This is a genomic window from Haloferula helveola (genome assembly GCF_037076345.1).
Classification (GTDB): Bacteria; Verrucomicrobiota; Verrucomicrobiia; order Verrucomicrobiales; family Akkermansiaceae; genus Haloferula; species Haloferula helveola.
Genome location: NZ_AP024702.1, coordinates 4,717,668 through 4,740,304, shown reverse-complemented (window position 1 = coordinate 4,740,304; position 22,637 = coordinate 4,717,668). Strand labels below are relative to the sequence as shown.

The 22,637-nt window shown below is 62.0% G+C and carries 17 protein-coding genes; all 17 read left to right on the top strand.

Going from position 1 to position 22,637, the window contains the following annotated elements; all coding sequences use genetic code 11:
• Positions 1–6: 6 nt before the first annotated feature.
• Positions 7–2,106, top strand: a complete 2,100-nt coding sequence (locus HAHE_RS17920; RefSeq protein ID WP_338686369.1) for a tetratricopeptide repeat protein — start codon at positions 7–9, stop codon at positions 2,104–2,106.
• A gap of 100 nt (positions 2,107–2,206) precedes the next feature.
• Entirely contained in the window at positions 2,207–3,838 is a 1,632-nt protein-coding gene (locus HAHE_RS17915; protein ID WP_338686368.1) for a mechanosensitive ion channel family protein, read from the top strand.
• 243 nt (positions 3,839–4,081) lie between these two features.
• On the top strand, positions 4,082–4,867 hold the full coding sequence (locus HAHE_RS17910) for a hypothetical protein (protein WP_338686367.1): 786 nt from the start codon (positions 4,082–4,084) through the stop codon (positions 4,865–4,867).
• A 199-nt stretch (positions 4,868–5,066) separates the two neighbouring features.
• Positions 5,067–6,641 carry a phospholipase D family protein gene (locus tag HAHE_RS17905; RefSeq protein ID WP_338686365.1) on the top strand — a complete coding sequence of 525 codons (1,575 nt, stop codon included), beginning with the start codon at positions 5,067–5,069 and terminating at the stop codon, positions 6,639–6,641.
• A gap of 242 nt (positions 6,642–6,883) precedes the next feature.
• Positions 6,884–9,580: a helix-turn-helix transcriptional regulator gene (locus tag HAHE_RS17900; protein ID WP_338686364.1), complete on the top strand. Its 2,697-nt coding sequence runs from the start codon at positions 6,884–6,886 to the stop codon at positions 9,578–9,580.
• A gap of 115 nt (positions 9,581–9,695) precedes the next feature.
• Positions 9,696–9,956: a hypothetical protein gene (locus HAHE_RS17895; protein WP_338686362.1), complete on the top strand. Its 261-nt coding sequence runs from the start codon at positions 9,696–9,698 to the stop codon at positions 9,954–9,956.
• Positions 9,957–10,009: 53 nt separating this feature from the next.
• Complete coding sequence (locus tag HAHE_RS17890; protein WP_338686360.1) at positions 10,010–11,224, top strand: CaiB/BaiF CoA-transferase family protein; 1,215 nt, start codon at positions 10,010–10,012, stop codon at positions 11,222–11,224.
• 55 nt (positions 11,225–11,279) lie between these two features.
• Positions 11,280–11,741, top strand: coding sequence for a MaoC family dehydratase (locus HAHE_RS17885; protein ID WP_338686359.1), 462 nt, complete (start codon positions 11,280–11,282; stop codon positions 11,739–11,741).
• A 140-nt stretch (positions 11,742–11,881) separates the two neighbouring features.
• The gene (locus HAHE_RS17880) at positions 11,882–13,432 is read left to right on the top strand and encodes an AMP-binding protein (protein WP_338686357.1); all 1,551 of its coding nucleotides are present in this window, start codon (positions 11,882–11,884) and stop codon (positions 13,430–13,432) included.
• Between the two features lie 59 nt (positions 13,433–13,491).
• Positions 13,492–14,136 carry a MarC family protein gene (locus HAHE_RS17875; protein ID WP_338686355.1) on the top strand — a complete coding sequence of 215 codons (645 nt, stop codon included), beginning with the start codon at positions 13,492–13,494 and terminating at the stop codon, positions 14,134–14,136.
• Between the two features lie 61 nt (positions 14,137–14,197).
• Positions 14,198–14,953: an enoyl-CoA hydratase/isomerase family protein gene (locus HAHE_RS17870; RefSeq protein ID WP_338686354.1), complete on the top strand. Its 756-nt coding sequence runs from the start codon at positions 14,198–14,200 to the stop codon at positions 14,951–14,953.
• Positions 14,954–14,956: 3 nt separating this feature from the next.
• The gene (locus HAHE_RS17865) at positions 14,957–15,733 is read left to right on the top strand and encodes an enoyl-CoA hydratase-related protein (protein ID WP_338686352.1); all 777 of its coding nucleotides are present in this window, start codon (positions 14,957–14,959) and stop codon (positions 15,731–15,733) included.
• 76 nt (positions 15,734–15,809) lie between these two features.
• Positions 15,810–17,033, top strand: coding sequence for a carbohydrate porin (locus HAHE_RS17860; RefSeq protein ID WP_338686351.1), 1,224 nt, complete (start codon positions 15,810–15,812; stop codon positions 17,031–17,033).
• A 98-nt stretch (positions 17,034–17,131) separates the two neighbouring features.
• The gene (locus HAHE_RS17855; RefSeq protein ID WP_338686350.1) at positions 17,132–18,028 is read left to right on the top strand and encodes a hypothetical protein; all 897 of its coding nucleotides are present in this window, start codon (positions 17,132–17,134) and stop codon (positions 18,026–18,028) included.
• A 95-nt stretch (positions 18,029–18,123) separates the two neighbouring features.
• Entirely contained in the window at positions 18,124–19,467 is a 1,344-nt protein-coding gene (locus HAHE_RS17850; RefSeq protein ID WP_338686349.1) for an amidohydrolase family protein, read from the top strand.
• A gap of 97 nt (positions 19,468–19,564) precedes the next feature.
• Positions 19,565–20,914 carry an amidohydrolase family protein gene (locus tag HAHE_RS17845; RefSeq protein WP_338686347.1) on the top strand — a complete coding sequence of 450 codons (1,350 nt, stop codon included), beginning with the start codon at positions 19,565–19,567 and terminating at the stop codon, positions 20,912–20,914.
• 94 nt (positions 20,915–21,008) lie between these two features.
• Positions 21,009–22,568 carry a DUF3299 domain-containing protein gene (locus HAHE_RS17840; RefSeq protein WP_338686345.1) on the top strand — a complete coding sequence of 520 codons (1,560 nt, stop codon included), beginning with the start codon at positions 21,009–21,011 and terminating at the stop codon, positions 22,566–22,568.
• The last annotated feature ends 69 nt before the right edge of the window (positions 22,569–22,637 follow it).

Here is a 22,637-nt window from a genome sequence, read left to right as displayed (position 1 = left end):
TATCCGATGAAACTTCTCTGCAAAGTCATCACCATCCAGGTGATCTGCTTCTCTCTCTTCTTAAACGACGCGATGGCGCGCGGCTTCGGCTCCCAAACCAACAAGGGCGGACTCTCAAGGAGCGCCCCTTCGAAAGCGAAGTTCTCCAAGCCCTCCAAACCGACCTACTCCAAACCCGCTTCGCGCCCGGCTCCGAGCCGCAGCCCGATCACCGGTTCGAAGATCAAGAAGCCGACCTACCAGCGCCCCACCGCCAAGCCAGCCACCCGACCGACCTACAACCGGCCGACCACGCGGCCGTCCACTCCAACCACCCGGCCCTCGACGAAGCCGTCCACGAAACCGACGACCCGGCCCACCACTCCCACGACCCGGCCCTCGACGAAGCCCTCGACAAAACCGACGACGCGCCCATCGACGAAACCAACGCTTCCCACCAAGCCGACAACGCGTCCGTCCACCAAGCCGACGCTGCCGACCAAGCCGTCCACGAAGCCGTCAACCCGCCCCTCCACCCTTCCATCGAACCGACCGGTCACCCGGCCTTCGACCCGCCCGGGCAACATCACCTACCCCAAACCGGACAAGCCGATGACCCTGCCGAGCACCCGGCCCGGGACCGGCAACAATCGGCCCTCGACGAAGCCCGGACTCGGCAACAACCGGCCTGGCACCGGCATCAACCGCCCGGGCATTTCCCAGCCGAGCAAGCCCAAGCCGCTCCCCGGGATCCGCCCTGGTGCCACCGTGCGGCCCGGTCAGAACACCCGTCCGGTCCAGCGGCCGAGCTTCAGCCGTCCGCCGAGCAACAACCGCCCCGGCGGACGTCCGGGTGGCGGCAGCTGGTGGTCCGGAGGCAATACCAACATCGGCTCCGGAAACACGGTCATCAACATCAACAACAACTTCCAGAAGAACGTCAACTGGTCGACCAACCGCCGCTACTGGGGCTACAACCCATGGTGGAGCCGGCCCACGACCCGCCCATGGTACGGCGGCTCCTGGAACTGCGGATGGAACAACCGCTGGTACCGCCACCATCACCATCACTACTGGGGCGGCTACCGTCCTCTGCCGGGATACGTGATCTACGACGACCGCAACGACTTCGCCGAAGCGATCGGCTGGGGCCTCGTCGCGTGGGGCCTCGGCAAGCTGATCTTCGACAGCGGCTACAACAACTACTCGAACCCCTACCCGGCCCAGCCCGTCGGCAACGTGACCTACTCGCAGCCGATCACCGTGGTCGCCGCCGAGGCGACAGGAACCGAAGAGCAGTTGGCCGATGCCACCGGCAACTCGGAAGCCTTCATCGCCCGCTCGCAGGACGCGTTCAAGATCGGCGAGTATCTCGTCGCGCTCGAACTTTGTGACAAGGCGATTGAAGCCGCTCCAGGCGACGGCGCGCTTCACGAATACCGAGCCCTCATCCTGTTCGCCCTCGGCAAGTTCGGCGAAGCGGCCGGCGTGCTGAACCCGGTGCTCGCCTCGGGTCCCGGCTGGGATTGGACGACGATGGTCACGCTCTACAGCTCGCAGGAGGTCTACACCGACCAGCTCCGGAGGCTTGAGGAATACTCGGCCGCCAAGCCCGATGACGCCGGCTCGCATTTCCTGCTCGGCTACCACTACATGGTCTGCGGACACCTCGACCGCGCCACCGAGGAGTTCGAGAGCGCGGCGACACTCCAACCGGCCGACAGCGTGTCGCAGCAACTCGCCGACCTCTGCAAAGCATCCACGAATTCCGCAAGCGACGCCGAAGAGGAGCCCGCGGAGGATGAGGAGCCGCTTGAGGAAATGCCCGTCCCGGAAGTCGTGCCGCTTGAGAGACTCACCGGCACCTGGGTCGCCGACAAGGGCGAGGACGGCACCATCACCCTGACGCTGAAAGCGGACGGCAAGTTCGTCTGGGACTACACCAAGGACTCGAAGTCGAGCGCCTTCGATGGCGAGTTCAGCATGAACGACGGCGGCCTGCTCGTCCTCGATACCGAGGACACCCAGATGGTCGCCGCGGTCCAGATGCCCGAGGAATCCGAGCTGAAGTTCGTCCTCGCCGGCGGTCCGCCCGGGGACCCGGGACTCGACTTCAAACGGAATTGATTTTCGGTGGTTGCCATGGACGGGCGGTGGGGAAACCTGCCGCCCGTTTCGTTTCCCCGTCTTTACTTCCGGACGCCGGCAGCCTAACAAGCAGGTTGCCATGAAGCGGGTCCTGTTCCTCCTCCTCGTTCTCCTAGGTTTCGCTCCCTTCGCCGGAGCCCAAGACACGAAGAATCAGGACCCCGCGTTCGAGCCGGCACCACTGGTCGTCTGGAACCGCGAGATCACGGTCTTCCGCGCTCCGCTCGGGAATCTGACACCCGAGCAAAGACTCAGCAACGCGCTCTCGAAGATCGCGGATGTCGAGGACTTCGAGCTCTACGAGGACATCCGCGGCGAGCGGACTTCCCTCGGCGATCTCAAGACGGTCTCGTTCATGATCGGCGATGAGCACCTGTTCGCAGTCGTCGAGACCGATCTCGACCCGACGACCGGCGAAACGCTCGACTCGCTTACCAAAACAATCATCTCCCGGCTTGAGGAAGTCCGCGACGCCAAACGGGAGCAACGCAGCGTCACCGTGATCCTCAAGGGCGTCGGTGTCGCCATCGCAGCGACCGCGGCTTTCCTGGGCCTCCTCTGGTTCCTCCGCTTCCTCGGCCGCAAGCTCCGCCGTTACATGGTCCAGCGGACTTCGAAGCTGAAACAACTCAAGGTTCGGAACTTCGACTTCCGGCCGATGATGCTCCAGGCCATCCGAAGGGTGATCGTCATGATCGGCTGGGGCGTCGCGCTGTTCGCCGGTTACGTCTGGATCGTCACCGTGCTCGGGCAGTTCCCATACACCGCCCCGTGGGGCCATGCATTGGGCGAGCGTCTCCGCACCCTCACCGCCGGACTGCTCCAGAGCTTCGTCGACGCGCTCCCCGGCGTGATCATGGTGATCGTCATCTTCGCCCTGACCCGCTGGGTCGCGCGGCTGGCCGACAACCTCTTCCGCCAACTCGAGCACACGAAAGACGACGACAGCTGGCTCGGCAGCGATACCGCACGCGCCTCGCGCCGCATCGTCGTCGTGCTCGTCTGGATCTTCGGCATCACGATCGCCTACCCCTACATCCCCGGCTCGGAGAGCCCCGCCTTCAAGGGCATCAGTGTCTTCGTCGGCCTCGTGCTCTCGCTCGGTTCGACCGGCCTCGTGAACCAGGTCATGAGCGGCTTTGTGGTACTCTATTCCGGGGCGGTCCGGACCGGAGAGTATGCCAAGGTCGGTGACACCGAGGGCGTGATCCAGGACATCGGACTGCTGTCGACGAAAGTGCTCACGCCTAGACGCGAATACGTCACCGTGCCCAACGCGGTACTCATCGCCAAGGAGACACTCAACTACTCGCGGATCGAGGAGAACGAACAACGCACCGAGCTCTCGACCAAGGTGACCATCGGCTACGACACGCCATGGCGTCAGGTCCACGCGATGCTCCTGCTCGCCACCGAACGCACCCCGGGCATTCGCAAGAAGCCGGAACCGCGGGTCATCCAGACCGCCCTCTCCGACTTCTACGCCGAGTACGAACTCCGCTTCGTCCCCTCGGATGTCGCGAAGAAGGGCGTGATCCTTTCCGACCTCCACCAACGCATCCAGGACACCTTCAACGAGTTCGAAGTCCAGATCATGTCCCCGAACTTCAGGTCCCAGCCCGAGGAACCGGTCCTCACACCGAAGGACAAGTGGTTCCTCGCTCCCTCCGAGCCCGAGGGCGACAAAAAAGGCGGAGGCAAAAAGGCATAGCCGACCTCACCCGAACCCGGACCGCGCGGCGCCGCCACGCACCTCAGCCGGACCGCGCGACCCCAGTCGCGCACCGAGGTGGCGCTCGAGGTGGCTCTCGCGGTCCCGTTGCCACGGTCCCGTCAACGCCCAATGTTGAGGCCCCTGCAGGCCCGCGCTCCTTGTTCATCCACCGCGACCGACTCGTTTCCACGTGACCTCACAGACCCTGTCCACTATCAACTCACCTGACCATCGCCTGCCATGAAATCGACTCCGCTTCTCGCCCTCACCGCCTCGGCCATCCTGACGACCGCCCTGCATGCCGGCACACCCACCGCACCCGAGCCGGTCATGACCACCACCACCGACAACGGGTGGGAGATCACCCTCGGCCTCTACGGCTGGGGAGCGGGCCTCAATGGCGACATCGGCGCGGGAGGATTCACCACGCCGGTCGACATCTCCTTCGGCGACATCCTCGACACCCTCGACATGACCGCGATGGGAATGATGGAGGCACGCAAGGGTCCATGGTTCGCCCAACTCGAGGGGCTCTATCTCAGAAACTCGCTTACCCTGACGACCTACACGCCGCTCCGGAACACCCCGGCTCAGGCGAAGCTGACCGCGCAAACCACACGCCTCGAACTCGTCGGCGGTTATAGCGTGATCGATACCGATTGCACCCGCCTCGATCTGTTCGCCGGTGCCGTTTACTACGACATCGACAACGAACTCCGCCTGCTCGGACGTCGCGTCGTTACCAGCATCGGCTCGGGCGAAGGCTGGCTCGATCCGGCGATCGGCTTCCGCCTCAACCAACGGCTCGGTGGCCCGTGGAGCGCGCAGCTTCGTGGCGAGGTCGGCGGCTTCGGCGTCAGCTCGGACTTCCTCTGGCAAGCGGTCGCGCTGATCGGCTACGACCTCGGTGAATCATCCACCCTGTTCCTCGGCTACCGCCATGCCGCGGTTGACTATCAGAAAGGCGGCTTCCTCTACGACGCCGCTTCAGGAGGCCCGATCCTCGGGCTGGCTCTGACGTTCTAGTTCCGGCGGGCTCAAGTGCGCAACGGGGAGAGCGGCTTTTCAAGCCGCCTCATCCAGCCCGGCGAAGCGAATGATCCCGCGACTCGCAAAGCCGCTCTCCGAAACACCGGAGCAGTCAGACGCGTACCATCGCGCCTCCGACTCCACACCCGGGCGACTTCTGCTTGCCGTGTGGAAATCCCGGCACCTAGTCTCGCCGATGATGCCGACCCCCGATTCTCCGGAAGTCGCCGTGCGACCCATCCTGCTGACCTCCCTCATGACCGTTCTCGCCACCCTCCTCACGGCCAGTTGCGGGATCAATTACCGGGACGTCCCGAAAACTCCGAGCGCCGCGCTCAAGAAAGCACCGTCCTCCGGCGTCGCTGGGCAGTTCGAGGCCGCCGCCCGACGCCACCCCGGAAAGTCCGGATTCGCTGCCTTGGGAGGCAACCGCGAAGCGTTCACCAGCCGCGTCGCTCTGGCCGACTTCGCCCGCGAGACCCTCGACGTCCAGTACTACATCTGGACCGCCGACACCATCGGACTGACGCTCGCCGACCACCTGATCCAGGCCGCCGACCGCGGCGTGCGCGTCCGGTTCCTGCTCGACGACGTGAACTTCAAGAAACGCGACAGCACCACCGCCAAGATCGCCGCCCACCCGAACATCGAGGTCCGCATCTTCAACCCGCACCGCTACCGGAATCTGCGCACCACCGAGTTCCTTGCCAACTTCGGCCGGCTCAACAAGCGGATGCACAACAAGATCATGGTGATGGACAACTCCGTCGCCATCATCGGCGGCCGCAACATCGCGGACGAATACTTCGGTCTCGGCGAAAGCTTCAACAATCGCGACCTCGACATCGCCGCGGCCGGCCCGATCGTCCGCGATATTTCCGCCACCTTCGACGAGTTCTGGAACAGCGCGGGCGCCATTCCCATCGAGGGATTCGTCCGCGAGGTGCCGGACATGAACGATTTCCGGGAGCAGCTCGCCGTCTTGCGCGGCAACATCCGGCCGGAACGCTACCCGTTCCCCCTGAAACAGGACGTCGATGACCTGCGCGGCCGGATCGACGACATCGCCGACAAGATGGTGTGGGCCAAAGGCGAAGTGCTTCACGACAGCTTCGAGTCGATGCGCGGCAACGATCCGGACGGAAAGATGAACATCCAACTCCACTCGGAGATCGCCGCCGCCAAGCGCTCGGTGAAGATCGAAGCCGCCTACTTCATCCTCCGCGACAGCGGCGTTGAGACCACCCGCCAACTCACCGAACGCGGCGTGAAGGTCCGCACGCTGACCAACGCCCTCGCAGGCAACGACGTGGTGGCTGCCCAAGCCGGACACACCAAGCGTCGTCCGCAGGTCCTCCGCGCCGGCATGGAGGTCTATGAACTGCGCCCCGACGCACCCGCGATGCTCTCGCAGGTGGCGCCCTACGCGACGAGCTCCCGGTCCGCGCTTCATACGAAGTCCCTCGTCATCGACAGCGAGAAGACTTTCATCGGCAGCTTCAATCTCGACCCGCGCTCGGCGGACATCAATTCGGAGATCGGACTACTGGTTCACAGCAAGGCCTTCGCCAAGCAGGTCGAGGACTTCCTCGATGAAGGCGTCCGCCCGGAGAACGCCTACCGCGTCACGCTCGACGACAAGGGCAAAACCCTCTGGACCGCCGAGGTCGATGGCGAAACCAAGACCTGGACCCACGATCCGGAGACCAGCTTCGGCCGACGCTTCATGAACGGCCTGATGACCCTCCTGCCGATCGAGGATCAGCTGTGAACACCGGGAAGCGATTGTTGTCTCGGCGGCTTCCCTGGATTTGTTTGCCAGGAGGACAACTTGGGCATTGCGGCCGGTCGGCTACTACTGGCGATGGCCGGACTACCGGATAGGACCTGAACGACCGGGCGATCTGTTTCATGGAGGCCAACCCCCACGAATAGACGCCCATCTTGGGGCAAAGTCCTTGTCGGCGGACGGCCTCGGAGCTTAGGTGACTCTAACTGCCCACACGATACGCAGTGCCCATCGAATCCAGAGTCATCCTTACCAAGCTCTTCCGGCCGGAACCGCCGAAGGATGTCATCGCGCGGCCAAGATTGCTGGCCCGACTGGATCAGGGAAAGGACGCGCCGCTCACGCTGGTCTCCGCCCCCGCAGGATATGGCAAGAGCACGCTTGTCAGCCAGTGGCTGGGAAGCTTCGGAGCGGGCGAGACGAGCGCCTGGTATTCGGCCGACCCGAGCGACAACGACCCCGAGTCCTTTTTCCTGCATCTGGTCAGTGCGATTCAGGTTGCCCTGCCGGGCGCGTGCGAAGACTCCGCCAAACTCGCGAGATCAAACCGCCTCCCAGATCACGAAGAGGTCGTGCGCCTGTTCAGCAATGAGCTGCTCAAGCTGGAAGGCCGCGTATACCTGGTCGTGGACGACTTCCATTTCCTGAGTCACGAAGGAATCCGCGATCTCCTGAATCTGCTCCTCGCCCATCCCCCGTCCAACTTCCACCTGATCCTCGTCACCCGCCGGGACCCGCCGATCCTACTGAACCGCCATCGTAGGCAGGGCCAGCTGAACGAGTTCCGCCTCGGCGACCTCAGGTTCAATGAACAGGAGGTCGACACCTTCATGGAGGCCAACCTTCCGGTAATCCGTCCGGCGGAGCTCAAGGAACTGGCCCTCAGGCATCTCGAAGGCTGGCCGGTGGCCCTACGCCTGCTAATCGTCGCCCTGCGCGATACGAAGGACGTCGCGGACTTCACAAGGCGAATGCCCGCGGCGCCAGCCTTGGTAAGCAACTTCCTGATCGAAGGGATCCTCGACCAGATTGATGCCGAACGGCTGGCGGCCATGCTCGGAGTCTCTTTGGTGGATCGCTTCAATATCGGCTTGTGCGACGCGATGTTTCCGGGGCTGGACGGACGGGAATTTGTCGATTGGCTGGTGGCTTCCGATCTGTTCGTGATCCCCCTCGACAAGGACCGGGGGTGGTTCCGCTTCCACCACTTGTTCCAGGATACCCTGCAGGCCGAATTGAAGCTACGCCAGTCCCCGGAGGAAATCCGTGGCACCCACCAGCGCGCGGCGATGTGGTTCGCTTCCCAGGAACTAATCGGCGAGGCGCTCGATCATCTTCTCAAAGCCGATGACCTCGATGCGGTGACCGACCTGCTGGTCGCAAAGATCTCGAACATGGAGAATCCTCCCGGCCGCGATCGGACCACCCGGTGGTTTGCGAAGGTTCCGCAGTCGGTGATCGACGCCCACCCGGTGCTGTTGGGCACCCGTTGCATTCAGCTCATCCAAGATGTCCGCATCGCGGAGGCGTATGAGACTGCGGATCGTTTGGAAGCGGCTCTGGTGGGATTTGATGGGGACGCGAAGCTGCGACTCTACCTCCACGGCGTCGCGGTATGGGCCTGCACCTTCCAACTGGCTGCCGAAAAGAAGTGGGACGAAATCGTGACCCGCGCCGAGGGCATCCTGGATCAACTGTGGCCGGAAGAGACCGAGCTGCGCGGATTGCTGTGCATGCCACTGAGCAACGCCTGCCGGGCGCACGGTGACGTCCGGCGCGCACGAGAATCGATCGACCGGATCCGGCGGGAATTGGAGGCGGCAGGAGCGCCGTATCCGGAAGCCTTCCACTCCGAGTGCCACTTGAATTTCCACCTCGGGGACAGTCGCCGCCTCAGCGAGTGCTCCGGGACCTTCCTCGAACACTGCCGGGAACACGGTTTCCGATCCTATGCCGTCAACGCGCGATTCCAATCCGCATGGGCGAGCTACCAACTGAACGATCTGGAAACAGCGGCGGGATTCTGTGCGGAACGGGATGACGATGTCGTCTTGGCCAACCCCCAGGACTACCTTCTCAATCGGCGACTGGAGGTGATGATCTGTCTGGCCCGGGGACAGGTGGACGAGTCCAGGGAGTTGCTCGTGCCGATGCACGGATTCCTTGACCGCCACAAGGCTCCACGGACGATCTTTTGCTACGAATCCACGAGGGCCCTCGTCGCGCTGCGGGAAGGGCACCTCTCCGAAGCGCTGGCCTGGGTGGACTCCCACGGTTCGCGGCCCTTCGTCGCCAATCTTCTCGACGATTTCGCCGGTATCCCCCTGCAGATCCTGTTGGCGACCAACACCCCGGAAAGTTTGCGGAAAGCGGGAGAGATCCTCGGCCGGACCGTGGACGCGGCGGCAGAGATGAACTCGGTAGCGGCTCGCTTCGAGCTGCTTGCTCTGCGCGCGCTCTGGAATCATGCCATGGATCGCGGAGAAGAGTCTCTCGCAGACCTCCGCGAAGCCCTGCACTTGGCACAGCCCGGAGGATCGGTCCGTGTCTTCGCCGACATCGCGGCCAGCCTGCCCCTCCTCCTGACCCTTCTCCAAAAACTCGAACTCGACGAAGAGGGCATCGCTTACGTCGGGAGCATCTGGGGTGCTGCGTCGGTTCCTTCGGCAACTTCCGAAGGAGACGTGGCGGTCGAAGTCCCCCGCCCCCCGGCCGGATCACTCGTCGAGGCGCTCTCCAAGCGGGAATACGAGGTCCTCCTCCATGCCGCGAAGCGCCTCAGCAACCGGGAAATCGCAGAGACGCTCTTCATCTCCCCGGGCACCGTGAAACGCCACCTCAACAACATTTACGAGAAGTTGGGCGTGCATGGCCGCAAGGAGGCGGTCGCCAAGGCGACGGGGCTGGGACTGCTGCAGTAATCATCCGACGCAGCGTCGGAATTGTACCCTCTTTTGTACCCTTTCGGGCCATGCGCTGCAGCGGGGATTCCGCCACCTTCGGGGGCAGATGAGGGAAAGCACTCACTCCCTGACCATGTCGGCCCCGGCCGTCTACCGGATCACGGTTCCGGGCAAGCTCGGCGACGACTTCGCCCGGCACCTCGAAGGGCTGAACCTTAGCGAGATCACCGGCAACGGCGGCACTTGGGTCAGCGTTCTGGTGGGACGCCTCATCGACCAAGCCGCGCTCTGCGGACTGCTCAATTCCCTCTATGACCTCCAACTCCCGATCCTCTCGGTCGAGTGCATCGATGTCGAGGCAACGGATCGAGAATCCACGGCCAGCTCCCTCTGAATCCGCCGAAGCGACAGCACAAGCCAGAAGAACACACGAAAGCAACCGATCCCATGTCCAATATCCTCGAAGGAATCAAAGTCGTCGAAGTCGCCTCAATGGCGGCAGCGCCCAACGCAACGGTCATCCTCGCCGATCTCGGCGCGGAAGTGATCAAGATTGAACCGCTCAGCGGTGACCCCTGGCGCTACGGGCACCTGACGCCAGGACTCCCGCCAAGCAAGATCCCGTGGACCACGTTCATCCAGAACCGCACCAAGAAGTCGGTCGCCCTCAACCTCAAGAGTCCTGAGGCCCAGCAGGCCCTCCACAAGCTTGCAGAAACGGCCGACGTCTTTCTGACGAATTCACCCCTCCCGGTACAGAAACACCTCAAGCATACCTACGACGACATCAAGGCGGTCAAACCCGACATCGTCTTTGCTTCGATCAATGGCTTCGGCAAGGAAGGGCCCGACAAGGACGCACCGGGGTTCGACGCCACCGCTTGGTACGCCCGGACCGGAATTATGGAGGAACTTCGCCCCAAGGACGGCGATCCGGTCGCCTTGCCCGTCGGCCTTGGTGACCTGGGCACCTCGGCGACACTCGCTGGTGCTGTCCTGGGAGGCCTGTTTCACCGCGAACGTACCGGGAAAGGGTCAGAGGTGTTCACTTCACTGATGCACAACGGACTCTGGGCGAACTCCTCCATGATGCAGGCGGCGTTGGTCGGCACGCCCCCGATGCCGAAATACCATATGGAAGAATGGCCAAACCCAGTCGCCGGCGCTCGCTACAAGACGAAGGACGGTCGCTTTATCATCATCGTGGAAATCAATCCGAACAATATCGAGAATCTCCGCGAAGCCTTCGGCGCCGATCATCTCAAGGGCGATGAACGTTTCGCAACACCACAACTGAGACTGAAGAACGCCAGGGCCTTGTTCGACGAAATGCAAGGCATCGTTGCACAACATGATCTCGAGGTCGTCAGGAAACGCCTGAGCGAATTCGGCGTGAACTTCAGTGTTGCGCAAACCACGGCCGAGTGCACCGGAGACGAGCACATGATCGCCAACGGCTGCTTCCCGGACGTCGAGGGATCCGACGGCATCCGCACCGTCGACAGCCCGATGCAGATCAGTTCCGACGGCTACGAGAGGGTGAAGCCGAAGACCCCTCCCGGCGTTGGCGAGCACACGATGTCGGAACTGACCGCCCTCGGCTACAGCGAGGACGAAGTCAAGGCGCTGGCTGAAGCCGGAGCCGTCGGCCTGCCGAAGTGAACGGCCTTTCACAGGAAGAAAGCACCCAAATTCAAAACAACCAAGAGACCGAACCATGAGCGATGAACCCAAATTCTTCGAGGACTACGAGATCGGCGAGTCCTTCGTGACCCCCGGCAGAACGATCACCGAAACCGATGTCGTGACGCATGCCATGCACTCCGGAGATTGGCAGCCCCACCACACGGATGCCGAGTTCTGCAAGACCCAGCCTTTCAAGAAACCGATTGCCCACGGCACTCTGACCTTCGCCTTTAGCGTGGGGCTGATCTTCCGCGCGGAAAGCGCCAATCCCAACGTGATGAACTATGGCTACGACAAGATCCGCTTTCCAGCTCTCGTCTTCCCGGGCGATACGATCAAGGTCGAGGTGAAGATCACCGCCAAGAAGGATCACCACAAGATCAAGACCCATGGCCTGCTGACGCAGACGGAGACCACGGTCAATCAGCGGGGAGAAACCGTCGCTTTCGTCGAGCACATCCTTTTCGTGACCAGGCGGACTCCCCTCGACTGAACCCAACCCTCGCGGATGACGCGATCTCGCTCGTGGCACCCGCAGTCGACGAAGATGCTCTCGAGAGAGAGCACATTGCCGGAAACTGGCTTATGAGTGGCAACGAATCTCCAAGTTCGAAACTGGATATGTTTCGCGGCATGGATATTGCCTGGCTGGGCGGCCAATGGGTCGACCGAGAACCGGAGAAGACCTTCCTGATCTGGGCTCCCTTCGAGGGCGAGGAACGAAGGTGGAGCTATGCGGAGTTCGCCAGCGATGCCAATCGGTTCGCCGCCGGCCTACATGACCGCGGAATCGGCGCCGGTGATTTCGTGCTCGTCCATCTTGAGAACTGCCCGGAGCTCCTGATCGCCTGGTTCGGCTGCGCCATCCTGGGTGCCGTCCCGGTGACGACCAACTCCCGGGCGGTACCGGCCGACGTCCGCTATTTTGCCGAAGTCATGCGGCCCGTCGCCGCAGTCACCCAGCCTTCGTTTGCCGCCATGGTGCGCGAGGCCTGCGGAGACGCCACCTGCATGATCATGACCGAAAGTCAGCCCCCAACCGATGGTCCGACGCAGGGACCGGAGGAGTTTGGAGCCGAGCCCTTTTCGCAATTCTGCAGCGACTCTCCTCTTCCCGATCTGCCGCGGGATCCCGCGCGGGATTTTTCGGTGCAGTTCACCTCCGGGACAACCTCTCGCCCCAGGCCCACCGTCTGGACCCACGCCAACGCCTTGTGGTGCGGAAGATCCATGGCGATGAGCATGCGTCTCCGTCGCGAGGACGCGACACTCGTCTACATGCCGCTGTTTCACGCCAACGCTCAGGTGGCCTTGCTGACCACCCTTTGGTCCGGGGGCACGGTGGTGCTGCAGCCGAAATTCTCCGCTTCACGGTTCTGGGACACATGCGCCCGATATGGCGTGACCTGGGCATCAATGATCCCCTTTGCCTTCAAGGCCCTCCAGGGCCGACCCGTCCCCGAGCACCGGGTCCGCGTGCTGATGTCGCTGGCTCGATTGCCGGATCCAGAAAGAGAGTTCGGGGTTGAGACCATAGGCTATTGGGGAATGACCGAGACCGTGGCTTCCGCGATCATCGCGGATGCGGATCATGTCGGCCCGCCCGGAACGATGGGGCGTCCCTCTCCTTTTTACGGAATCGAGGTTCGCAAGGAGGACGGCTCCCCGGCCGGGCCGGGCGAGCAGGGACTTCTTTTCATCCACGGCGAGCGGGGCGTCTCCCTTTTCAAGCAATACTATCATAACCCCGAGGCGACCGAGGATGCCTTCGATGCGAACGGCGCGCTGGATACGGGTGACATGGTCCGGATCGACGAGGACGGCTGGTTCTTCTTCGTCGGCCGCGACAAGGACATGCTGCGGGTCGGCGGCGAGAATGTGGCCGCGTCCGAGATCGAACGCGTCATCACCGAGTCGGGCCTCGTCGAGGAGTGTGCCGTGGTCGCGCAGAAACACCACATGCTGGGTGACGTGCCCGCCGCGTTCGTCATCCTCAACGACGCGGGCAAGGCTCTCCCCGAGGCGGATCTCATCGAGAAGATCACCGCCTACTGTCGTGAAAACCTAGCGGACTTCAAGGTGACCCGATCCGTGCAAGTGGTCGACGAACTTCCCCGCACGACCCTCGACAAGGTGGCGAAGAATCAACTTCGGGATCGCTTGCCACCAATCGACGCGGATTGATCCCCAGGGAAAACAGCGAATCAGGATGAACACGCACAAACAATGGAAAGGAACTAGAGATGGGCTGGATTGAGATATTTATACTTCTATTCGCGACCACGAATGCGGGAAAGGCTGCGATCGTCAGCCTGACCATGACCCGAAACGCGGATGCTTCCCTCAAACGGAAGATCGCCTTCCGTTCGGTGCTGATCACGACGGTCGTTTGCATCTTATTTACCTTGGCCGGGGCCGTCATTCTGTCGGCGTTGAAGATTACCGTGGAAGCCCTGTTGATTTCCGGCGGCGCCATTCTCTTCGTCTTTGCGCTCAATCTGGTCATCGCAGAAGACAAGCCGGAAACCGCAAGCGGCCCACCCCCTGCCCCGTCCATCGGTATCGCAGCCTACCCGCTCGCGGTACCGCTGATGGCGTCTCCTCAGGGCCTTGTCGCCATTATCGCAATCGAGGCGACTCTCCGACAGGGATTCAGCCCTGGAGCCATCATGGATGTCGGAATCCTGCTCGGGATCATCCTGATCATCATGGCCATCAACCTTGGGGTGCTTTTGGGCGCGGAGCGTATCTTTGCAAAGATTCCGCCCGAGTTCCTGAAGGTGGTGATGCGGATTGTGGGCGTGCTACTTTGCGCACTGGCAGTGCAGTTGATGATTGCCGGATTCGATGGGCTTGGACTGATCCCTGCCGGCGAGAGCTCAAAATAGCATTCTTCCCAAACTCAAGAATTTCAACACCCCCATTCAAGCAACCGAAATTGGAATCATTATGAAAAAAGTCATTATTGAAAAATCAGGCGGAATCATCCGCGTGAAGATCAATCGCCCGGAAGTCATGAACGCCTGCGATGGCGAAACGTACGACGCGATCGCGGATGCATGGGAAGAACTGGAGGGCGACCCCGACCTGAGGGTGGGGATCGTTAGCGGCGAAGGCCGCGCATTCTGCGTCGGAACCGACATCAAATGGGTCAAGTCGCCCGATGCGGAGGGTTTCGTGGATCGCCTTTACCCGCGCATGTTGACCCTGACGAAACCTGTAATCGCAGCCATCCATGGTCACTGCAACGGCGGCGGTTTGGAGCAGGCGCTGGCCGCCGACATTCGCGTTTGCAGTGAAGATGCTCATTTCGGCTCGGGTGAAGTTCGGCTCGGCTGGATTCCGGGCGGCTACGGCACCCAGCGACTGCCTCGAGTGATTCCGTTGGGTCCGGCACTTGAACTACTGTACACCGGCGGTCGCATTGACGCCTCGGACGCCTATCGGCTTGGCCTCGTCAATCATGTGGTCCCGGCGGATCAATTGATGGAGAAGTGCGAACAGATCGCCTCGGAGATCACCAAGTGCGCGCCGCTGGCCGTCCAGAAGATGAAGCAAGTCGTCATGCAGGGACTCGACATGCCCCTCACCCAAGCCGTCAGGCTCGAGAAGGAGTATTTCGAATGGCTCATGCGGACCGAGGACTCGAAGGAAGGCGCCCTGGCTTTTGCTGAAAAGCGCGCACCCAACTGGAAGGGGAAATAATCGATGAGCAAGTACCAGTTCATCACAACCGAGCGGAAGGGTAAGGTCGGGATCGTAACGTTCAATCGCCCCGAGGCGATGAATGCCTTGAATGAGCAGGTGACGACCGAAGTCACCGATGCCCTGATGGAATTCGACGCCGACCACGGCATCGGCTGCATGATCCTGGCCGGAGGCGACAAGGCATTCTGCGCCGGCGCCGATCTGAAATGGATCGCCTCGCAGGACTTCGAGAGCGCCTATCTCACCGATCTGGCCGCTTACATGGACCAGGTCGCCGGGCTGCGCAAACCGGTCATCGCCGCGGTTCGCGGCTTCGCCTTCGGCGGCGGCACCGAGATCTCGCTGATGTGTGACATGATCATCGCCGACTCGACCGCCAAGTTCGGCCTGACCGAAGTCACACTGGGCGTCCTCCCCGGGGGCGGAGGTCCGGCACGCCTGGCCAGTGCCGTGGGCAAGGCCAAGGCGATGTACTACGTGCTGACCGGAAAATGGTTCGACGCCGCGGAAGCCGAGCGAATTGGCATGATCACCAAGGCCGTCGAGGACGGCAAACACCTCGAAGTGGCCATGGAGATCGCCACAACGATCGCCAACAACCCGAGACTGGCCGTCCTCGCGTGCAAGGAAGCGGTGAACGAGCAAGCCGAGACGCCGCTCATCCCGGCCCTGAAGCTCGCGCGCCGTCTCTTTCATGGGCTCTTCAGCACTCCGGATCAGAAGGAGGGCATGGCTGCTTTCGCCGAGAAGCGGAAGCCAAACTACAAGGAGTATTAGCGGCAAGCGTCCAGTGAACCCGAAGCAAATCTTGAACATGAAGCCGTACCGGGAACTCCCCTCCCCTGTAACTTCCATGGTCACACTCGTTCTTGCGACCGCGCCGATCGCCCGGGCGGAAACGGGCGCTCTCGACAGCAACCCTCTATCCGGGCCCGACGACCCTCATACGCTCGCCGGGGAGATGCGGCAGGAAAAGGCAGATCTGCTCGACCGCAACTTGCTCGAGTTATGGGAGGAGTGGAAAACCGGGGTCACTGACAGAACCGGATTCAGTTTCGGTGGCGACTACACGGCGGTCGGTTTCGCCGCCAGTGACAGCCCCGGCGACGATACCTCCGCTTCGGGAATCTTCCGGCTGTTCGGATCGTGGGACCTGGTGAATCCCAAAGGCAAGAACACCGGCGGCCTGGTCTACAAGGTCGAGCACCGGCACCGCTTCACCGACGTGCCACCCGCCGCCTTCGGCTTTGAAGTGGGCTACGCGGGAGCCCCCGAGCCGGTCTTCAACGACGACGGTTTTCGAGTCACGGAACTCAATTGGAAGCAGTACTTCTGCGACGACCGGGTTGTGGCGAGGGTCGGCTTCATCGACATCAAGTCCTACTTCGACGTCTACGGTCTCGCCAGCCCCTGGAACGGTTTCCACAATCTCGCGTTCTCGACGGGTTCGAACACCCAGTCGGTGCTGCCTGACGGTGCGTTTGGCATAATGATCGGCGGCTACCTGACGGACCACGTCTATGCGGTGGCCGGGATCGCCGATGCCAGCGCGGACCCGACCTCCGTGTTCGGAGGATTCGAGACATTCTTCAGTGATTTCGACACCTTCAAGTCCCTCGAAATCGGATTCACCGGCGGAGGCAAGCGGCTCTTCCTCGACAATGCACACATCGCGATCTGGCAGCTCGACGACAGCAAGGAAACCGGTGGTCAGGGCGGCTGGGGAGTGAACGCTTCGGTATCGAAGCTGCTCGCCGACCGGTGGTTGGTGTTCCTGCGTGGTGGCTGGGCGGACGAAGGCGCGGGCGCCTACGAAGCATCGGTCAGCACGGGCTTCGGCTACATGAACGAACCCGGCGGGCATTTGCTCGGCGTGGGCCTCAACTGGGGGCGCCCCAATTCGGACACCTTCCCCGTGCCACTCGATGACCAGTGGACCGCTGAAGTCTTCTACCGACTGCAGTTGTTGGAGAATTTCCAGCTCACACCGAGCCTCCAGTTTCTCATCAATCCGGCACTCAACCCTAACGAACACTTCGTGGCCCTGTTCGGGTTGCGTACCCGACTGACGTTCTGAACATGAACCCGCAGGGGGGATTTCGAGGTTGAGACCGAGACTATCGTTTCATTCGCCGCCTACTGGAAGGGATCCGCCCTAGATATCCATTGAAAACCATGAAGCAACAACTGATCAACTCGCTCGCCGTGGCCGTGCTTGGCATTTCGACGGGGGCCCATGCCCAAGACGCGGCGATTGAGCTGGAGAGCCGCTCCGTTCCCGCCAAGTCCACCGACGAGATCGCCCGCGAACTCGCCAACCCGAACAACTCGCTGGCCAGCCTGACTTTCAAGAACCAGTATCGCTTCTACGATGGGGACATCCCGGGCTCGGCGAGTCAGGACAACTTCACGCTCCTCTTCCAACCGGTCTTCCCCTTCTCCCTCGAACCGACCTCCTCCGGCGGCAAAGCCAACCTCTTCGTGCGGCCCGCCTTCCCGATCCTCTTCGAGCAGCCGATCATCGATCCAGCAACCGGCACTTGGGACAGCGTCACCGGCCTCGGCGACATCGGCTTCGACATCGGCTACGGGGTGACCGAACCCAACGGCTTCCTTTGGGCCGTGGGAATGGTGGGAACCCTGCCGACCGCCACCGACAGCCGCATCGCCGGAGGCCAATTTAGAGCCGGACCCGAAATGCTGCTGGCCAAGTTCGAGGAGTGGGGTGTTTACGGGATCTTCCCCAGCCACCAGTGGAATGTCGCCGGCTGGCGCGACGGCCAGTTCAACACCTCGCAGTGCCAACTTTTCCTCATCTCCCTTCCCGGGGGCGGCTGGAGCGTCGGCAGCACCCCGATCCTCAGCTACGATTGGAAAACCAACGACTGGACGATCCCGCTCAACCTGACCGTCGGCAAGACCGTCATGTTCGGCAACACTCCGGTCAAACTCCAGGCTGAGATCAACTACTATATCGATCGCCCCGACGCCTTCGGCTCGGACTGGATGATCGGCTTCAACGTTACCCCGGTTATCGACAACTTTGTCGAACGCTGGATCCGCGGAAACTGAACCAACAACTCGATGGGTTTCCTATCGAATCCTCGCGGCACTCCTGCCGCCGTTTGCCTCCTCCTGACCTAGTCAACACGCCAACCTCTAGAACGATGAAACCACTCAGAGCCCTCGCAGGTGCCGCCCTGATCTCCGCCTTCACGTCGATGGCGGTACAGGCGAAGGAACCCGCAAAATCCACGGTTATCACCAATGCCGTCGTGTTCGACGGGGTGAACGAGGAACTCCAGAAAGGAGTCGATGTCCTCATCGAGGGGAACCTGATCAAGCAAATCGGCAAGGACCTTGCCGCGCCGGATGGCGCCGAGGTGATTGATGCCGCCGGCAAGACTCTGATGCCCGGGCTCACCGATGCGCATTGGCATCTCATGCATGCCCATATTGCCAGCATGCAGATCTTCGTGAATGACCTTGGCTATCTGACCCTGGTCGGGGCGGAAGCTGCCGAAGCCACGCTGATGCGCGGTTTCACCACGATCCGCGATGTCGGAGGGCCGGTTTTTGGAATCAAGAAGATGATCGAAGAGGGAAGATGCGTGGGGCCCAGGGTTTATCCTTCAGGTGCCTATATCACGCAGACCTCCGGCCATGGCGATTTCCGCTTTCCTACGGCGATCCCGAGGAAAGACGGAAGAGAGCTTCTCGATGGGGAAATCATGGGCTGGACGAGCATCGCGGATGGGGTGCCCCAGGTGCAGAGGCGGGTGCGTGAGAACCTGATGAGAGGTGCCACCCAGATCAAGGTCATGGCGGGCGGAGGCGTGGCCTCACTGAGCGACCCTCTGGACGTCATGCAGTATACGCTGGATGAGATGAAGGCAGCGGTGGAAGTCGCAGCCACATGGAACACCTATGTATGTGTGCATGCCTATTCGGATCTCGGGGTCCGCGGAGCCTTGGAAGCGGGGGTCCAGTGCATCGAGCACGGCAATATGATTACGGAAGACACCGCGAAGCTGATCAAGAAACAAGACGCATGGCTTAGCTTGCAACCGTTGTTGAATGATGAAGACCGGATTCCATTTCCTGAAGATTCTTTCGAGAATCAAAAATTCCTAGCGATGACCGCTGGCACGGAGAAGGCCTACGAGTTGGCGAAAAAGTATGATCTGAAGCTCGCCTTCGGCACGGATTTGCAGAACGGCGCGGAGATTGCGGCCAAACAGGGGAAGTCACTCGCCAAACTCAAAAGGTGGTATGAGCCGTGGGAGGTGTTGAAAATGGCCACCAGCACCAATTACCAGCTCTTCAAGATGTGCGGTCCCAGGGACCCCTATCCCGGAGTGAATGGCGTGATCAAGGAAGGTTCGTTGGCGGATTTGCTCCTGGTCGATGGCAACCCGCTCGAGAACCTCGATCTCGTGGCCGATCCGGAGAAGAACTTCGTCCTGATCATGAAGGACGGGAAGATCTACAAGAACACGATCAATAACTAGCACGATGAGACCATGGCACGCGCCATCACCAAGAAACTGGCGTCTTCGAAGTGAAACCCCATCTGAAGAATTACATCACAGCCAGAACCAACGAATCATGAAGAAGCAAAAGCACCTCACGGGCCTCACCATGGCCCTCGCGGCCACGATCCTCTCGGCATCCGCCCAGGACGAACCCGCTTCCAGCACCCTCATCTCGAATGCGAAGATCTTCGATGGCGTCAACGAAACGCTGATCGAAGGAAAAGACATCCTCATCGAAGGGAACATGATCTCGAAGATCGCGGCGGGAATCGAGGCACCGGAAGGCGCTACCGTCCTCGACGCGACAGGCAAGGTGGTGATGCCGGGGTTGATCGACATGCACTGGCACTCCGCGTTCAACAGCCTCTCGGTCCCCGCCCTGCTCAATACCGACCAGGCGTATCACCTGCTCGTCGGAGCGAAGAGCAACGAGAAGGCGTTGCTTCGGGGATTCACCACCGTGCGGGACATGGCGGGGAACGTCTTTTCTCTCTGCAAGCTGACCGATGCGGGCGTTTACGATGGACCCAGGATTTTCCCGTCCGGTCCGGCGATCAGCCAGACTTCGGGACACTCCGATTTTCGACCTCCAACCGCCGTGCCGATCGATCCGGGCGCACCACTCAGCTACGCCGAGCGCATCGGCCACTTTGTCGTGGCGGACGGAGTGCCGGACGTGCTCCTGCGCACTCGCGAAGCTCTCCGCATGGGGTCCACCCAGATCAAGATCATGTCCGGAGGAGGCGTTTCTTCCAACTACGACCCGCTCGACGTCACCCAATACACCATCGAGGAGACGGAGGCGGCGGTCGCGGCAGCCGCCGACTGGAACACCTACGTTTGCACCCACGTCTTTACCGACGAGGCGGCCCAGAGGGCCGTCAAGGCCGGGGTCCTGAGCATCGAACACGGGCATTTGCTGACGGAGCCGACCCTCCGCCTCATGAAGGAAAAGGGAGCCTTTCTCAGCATGCAGCCGATTCTGGACGATGAGGACGCGATCCCATTCCCCGAGGGATCCGAAAACCGACGCAAATTTGTGCAGGTCACGGAAGGAACCGACCGGGTTTACCGGCTCGCGAAGGAGATCGGCGTGAAGACCGTTTTCGGGACCGATGCACTGTTCGATCCAGGGCTTGCATTGAAGCAGGGCAAGTTCGTCGCGAAACTCGGCCGCTGGTACTCGCCGGTCGAAGCGCTGCGTCAGGCGACATCGACCGCCGGGGAGTTGCTGGCCATGTCAGGCCCCAGAAGCCCCTATCCGAAAGGGCCGCTCGGAGTGGTGAAGGAAGGTGCTTATGCCGACCTGATCGTCGTGAACGGGAACCCCCTCGAGGACTTGAATCTGGTCGGTGATGCCGAAGAAAACTTCGCCGTCATCATGAAGGACGGGAAGGTCTACAAGAACACCCTCGAGCCTTGAGGACGGGCCACGGCAATGAATGGGAGAACGGATGCGCTCCGCGACGCGCGACCATCCCTCCCGCAGCCCGCACGAAGCTCCGAATCCTGACCCCATGATGACCCGGCTACTGGTTGCCGTCCCGCTGCTCCTGACAGCCTTCTCGGCCTTGCTTCCTGCCGCCGCCGAGGAAGCGAGGGAGGTCACTTGGAAGGATCTACTCCCGAGCGAAGCGGTCGAGTTCGACGACCCCTTCGCCGAACTGTCCAAGGAGCAACTCCAGAACCTCGGGATGATCGCCCGGGTCCGGAATCTGCTCGCCCGCGATGCGATCGATCCCGATGGAGAAAGCGCGCGCAACGAGAAGAAGCTCGTCGCCGAACTCGAAGCCCAGGGGATCGACGTCGATTGGATCCTGTCCCAGAGGGACCGGGTCATCGAGCAGCGGAAGAAGCAGGCGGAACAGGTCGACGCAAGCATGGCCGGGAAGACCATCCGGATCCCGGGCTACGTGCTCCCTCTGCGGGAGGACCAAAGCCGCATCACCGAGTTTCTCCTGGTCCCATGGGTCGGCGCCTGCATTCACACCCCTCCTCCGCCGCCCAACCAAATGATCCACGTCTCGGCTCCGGACGGGGTCGAGAACCGCGGGCGTTTCACCCCCGTCTGGATCGAAGGCACCCTGCATTTGGAACCGGCGGAATACCAACTGTTCCTCGTCGATGGAAGCGGCACCGTGAAGGTCGCCTACAACATGACGGCACCGATCATTTCGTCCTACTCCGCATCCGACTCCGACACGCTGGCCGAGGTCGAGGTGCCTGAGGAGGCGCTGAAGGGTCACGGGCTGTGGCAGGCGTGGCAGACGCGGGTCTCGCTGCTCTTCACCAAGACCATGACCGACATCAGCGAACGCCGGAGCTCCGGGCCGCTGCTGTGGGGCCTGGTGGTCGCGTTCCTCTACGGCGTCGTGCACACCCTGGGCCCCGGGCATGGAAAGGCGGTGGTCGTTTCCTATTTCATCGGCCACGGCGGAAGTCTCGGTCGCGGCATCCGGATGGGCACCCAGATCGCGGTGTTTCATGTCCTGTCGGCGATCCTCGTGGTGTGGCTGACCGATTTCGCCGTCCGCCAAACCACCGGTCAGGCGCCCTCGGACTACCGCATGGTCCGACTCGCGAGCTACGCCACCATCGCCGGCATCGGTGCCTTCATGCTGTGGAAGGCGGTCCGGTCGTCAGGGCGAAGGGAGCACCATCACGACCACGGGCATCACCACGATCACAGCGACGGGTGTTGTTCCTGCGCGTCTCTTCACGAGAAGAAGGGACCGTCCGGCTGGCTGGCCCTCGCGGTCGGTTCGGTCCCCTGCACCGGTGCCCTGCTGGTCCTGCTCTTCGGCATGGCCAATGATCTCCTGATACCCGCCATCCTACTCGTCTGTGCGATTTCCCTCGGCATGGCTGTCGCCATGTCCGGGATCGGGCTGCTGGCCATCGTCGGCAGGAACTCGGTCGAGCGCCGGCTCGGCGAAGAACGACGCGGCCGCTTCGCCAGCCGTGCCCGGATCGCGGCCGCCGCGCTGGTTCTGGCGATCGGTTGCGGCCTGTTCCTCGTGACCTGGTCCCTTCCGACCGCCTCACCGAAACCGCTCTCGCAGGCAATGAATCCGTGAGCCGCTGGCGGACTTCGTCACACCGGGGCAACATTCTTTTCGTCGCACCGTTCTTTGAGACCGGAGTTT

What these genes read in the sequence shown, in the direction of transcription:
- HAHE_RS17920 (WP_338686369.1), top strand. Translation starts at nt 7, where the DNA reads ATGAAACTTCTCTGCAAAGTCATCACCATCCAGGTGATCTGCTTCTCT.
- HAHE_RS17915 (WP_338686368.1), top strand. Translation starts at nt 2,207, where the DNA reads ATGAAGCGGGTCCTGTTCCTCCTCCTCGTTCTCCTAGGTTTCGCTCCC.
- HAHE_RS17910 (WP_338686367.1), top strand. Translation starts at nt 4,082, where the DNA reads ATGAAATCGACTCCGCTTCTCGCCCTCACCGCCTCGGCCATCCTGACG.
- HAHE_RS17905 (WP_338686365.1), top strand. Translation starts at nt 5,067, where the DNA reads ATGATGCCGACCCCCGATTCTCCGGAAGTCGCCGTGCGACCCATCCTG.
- HAHE_RS17895 (WP_338686362.1), top strand. Translation starts at nt 9,696, where the DNA reads ATGTCGGCCCCGGCCGTCTACCGGATCACGGTTCCGGGCAAGCTCGGC.
- HAHE_RS17890 (WP_338686360.1), top strand. Translation starts at nt 10,010, where the DNA reads ATGTCCAATATCCTCGAAGGAATCAAAGTCGTCGAAGTCGCCTCAATG.
- HAHE_RS17885 (WP_338686359.1), top strand. Translation starts at nt 11,280, where the DNA reads ATGAGCGATGAACCCAAATTCTTCGAGGACTACGAGATCGGCGAGTCC.
- HAHE_RS17880 (WP_338686357.1), top strand. Translation starts at nt 11,882, where the DNA reads ATGGATATTGCCTGGCTGGGCGGCCAATGGGTCGACCGAGAACCGGAG.
- HAHE_RS17875 (WP_338686355.1), top strand. Translation starts at nt 13,492, where the DNA reads ATGGGCTGGATTGAGATATTTATACTTCTATTCGCGACCACGAATGCG.
- HAHE_RS17870 (WP_338686354.1), top strand. Translation starts at nt 14,198, where the DNA reads ATGAAAAAAGTCATTATTGAAAAATCAGGCGGAATCATCCGCGTGAAG.
- HAHE_RS17865 (WP_338686352.1), top strand. Translation starts at nt 14,957, where the DNA reads ATGAGCAAGTACCAGTTCATCACAACCGAGCGGAAGGGTAAGGTCGGG.
- HAHE_RS17860 (WP_338686351.1), top strand. Translation starts at nt 15,810, where the DNA reads ATGGTCACACTCGTTCTTGCGACCGCGCCGATCGCCCGGGCGGAAACG.
- HAHE_RS17855 (WP_338686350.1), top strand. Translation starts at nt 17,132, where the DNA reads ATGAAGCAACAACTGATCAACTCGCTCGCCGTGGCCGTGCTTGGCATT.
- HAHE_RS17850 (WP_338686349.1), top strand. Translation starts at nt 18,124, where the DNA reads ATGAAACCACTCAGAGCCCTCGCAGGTGCCGCCCTGATCTCCGCCTTC.
- HAHE_RS17845 (WP_338686347.1), top strand. Translation starts at nt 19,565, where the DNA reads ATGAAGAAGCAAAAGCACCTCACGGGCCTCACCATGGCCCTCGCGGCC.
- HAHE_RS17840 (WP_338686345.1), top strand. Translation starts at nt 21,009, where the DNA reads ATGATGACCCGGCTACTGGTTGCCGTCCCGCTGCTCCTGACAGCCTTC.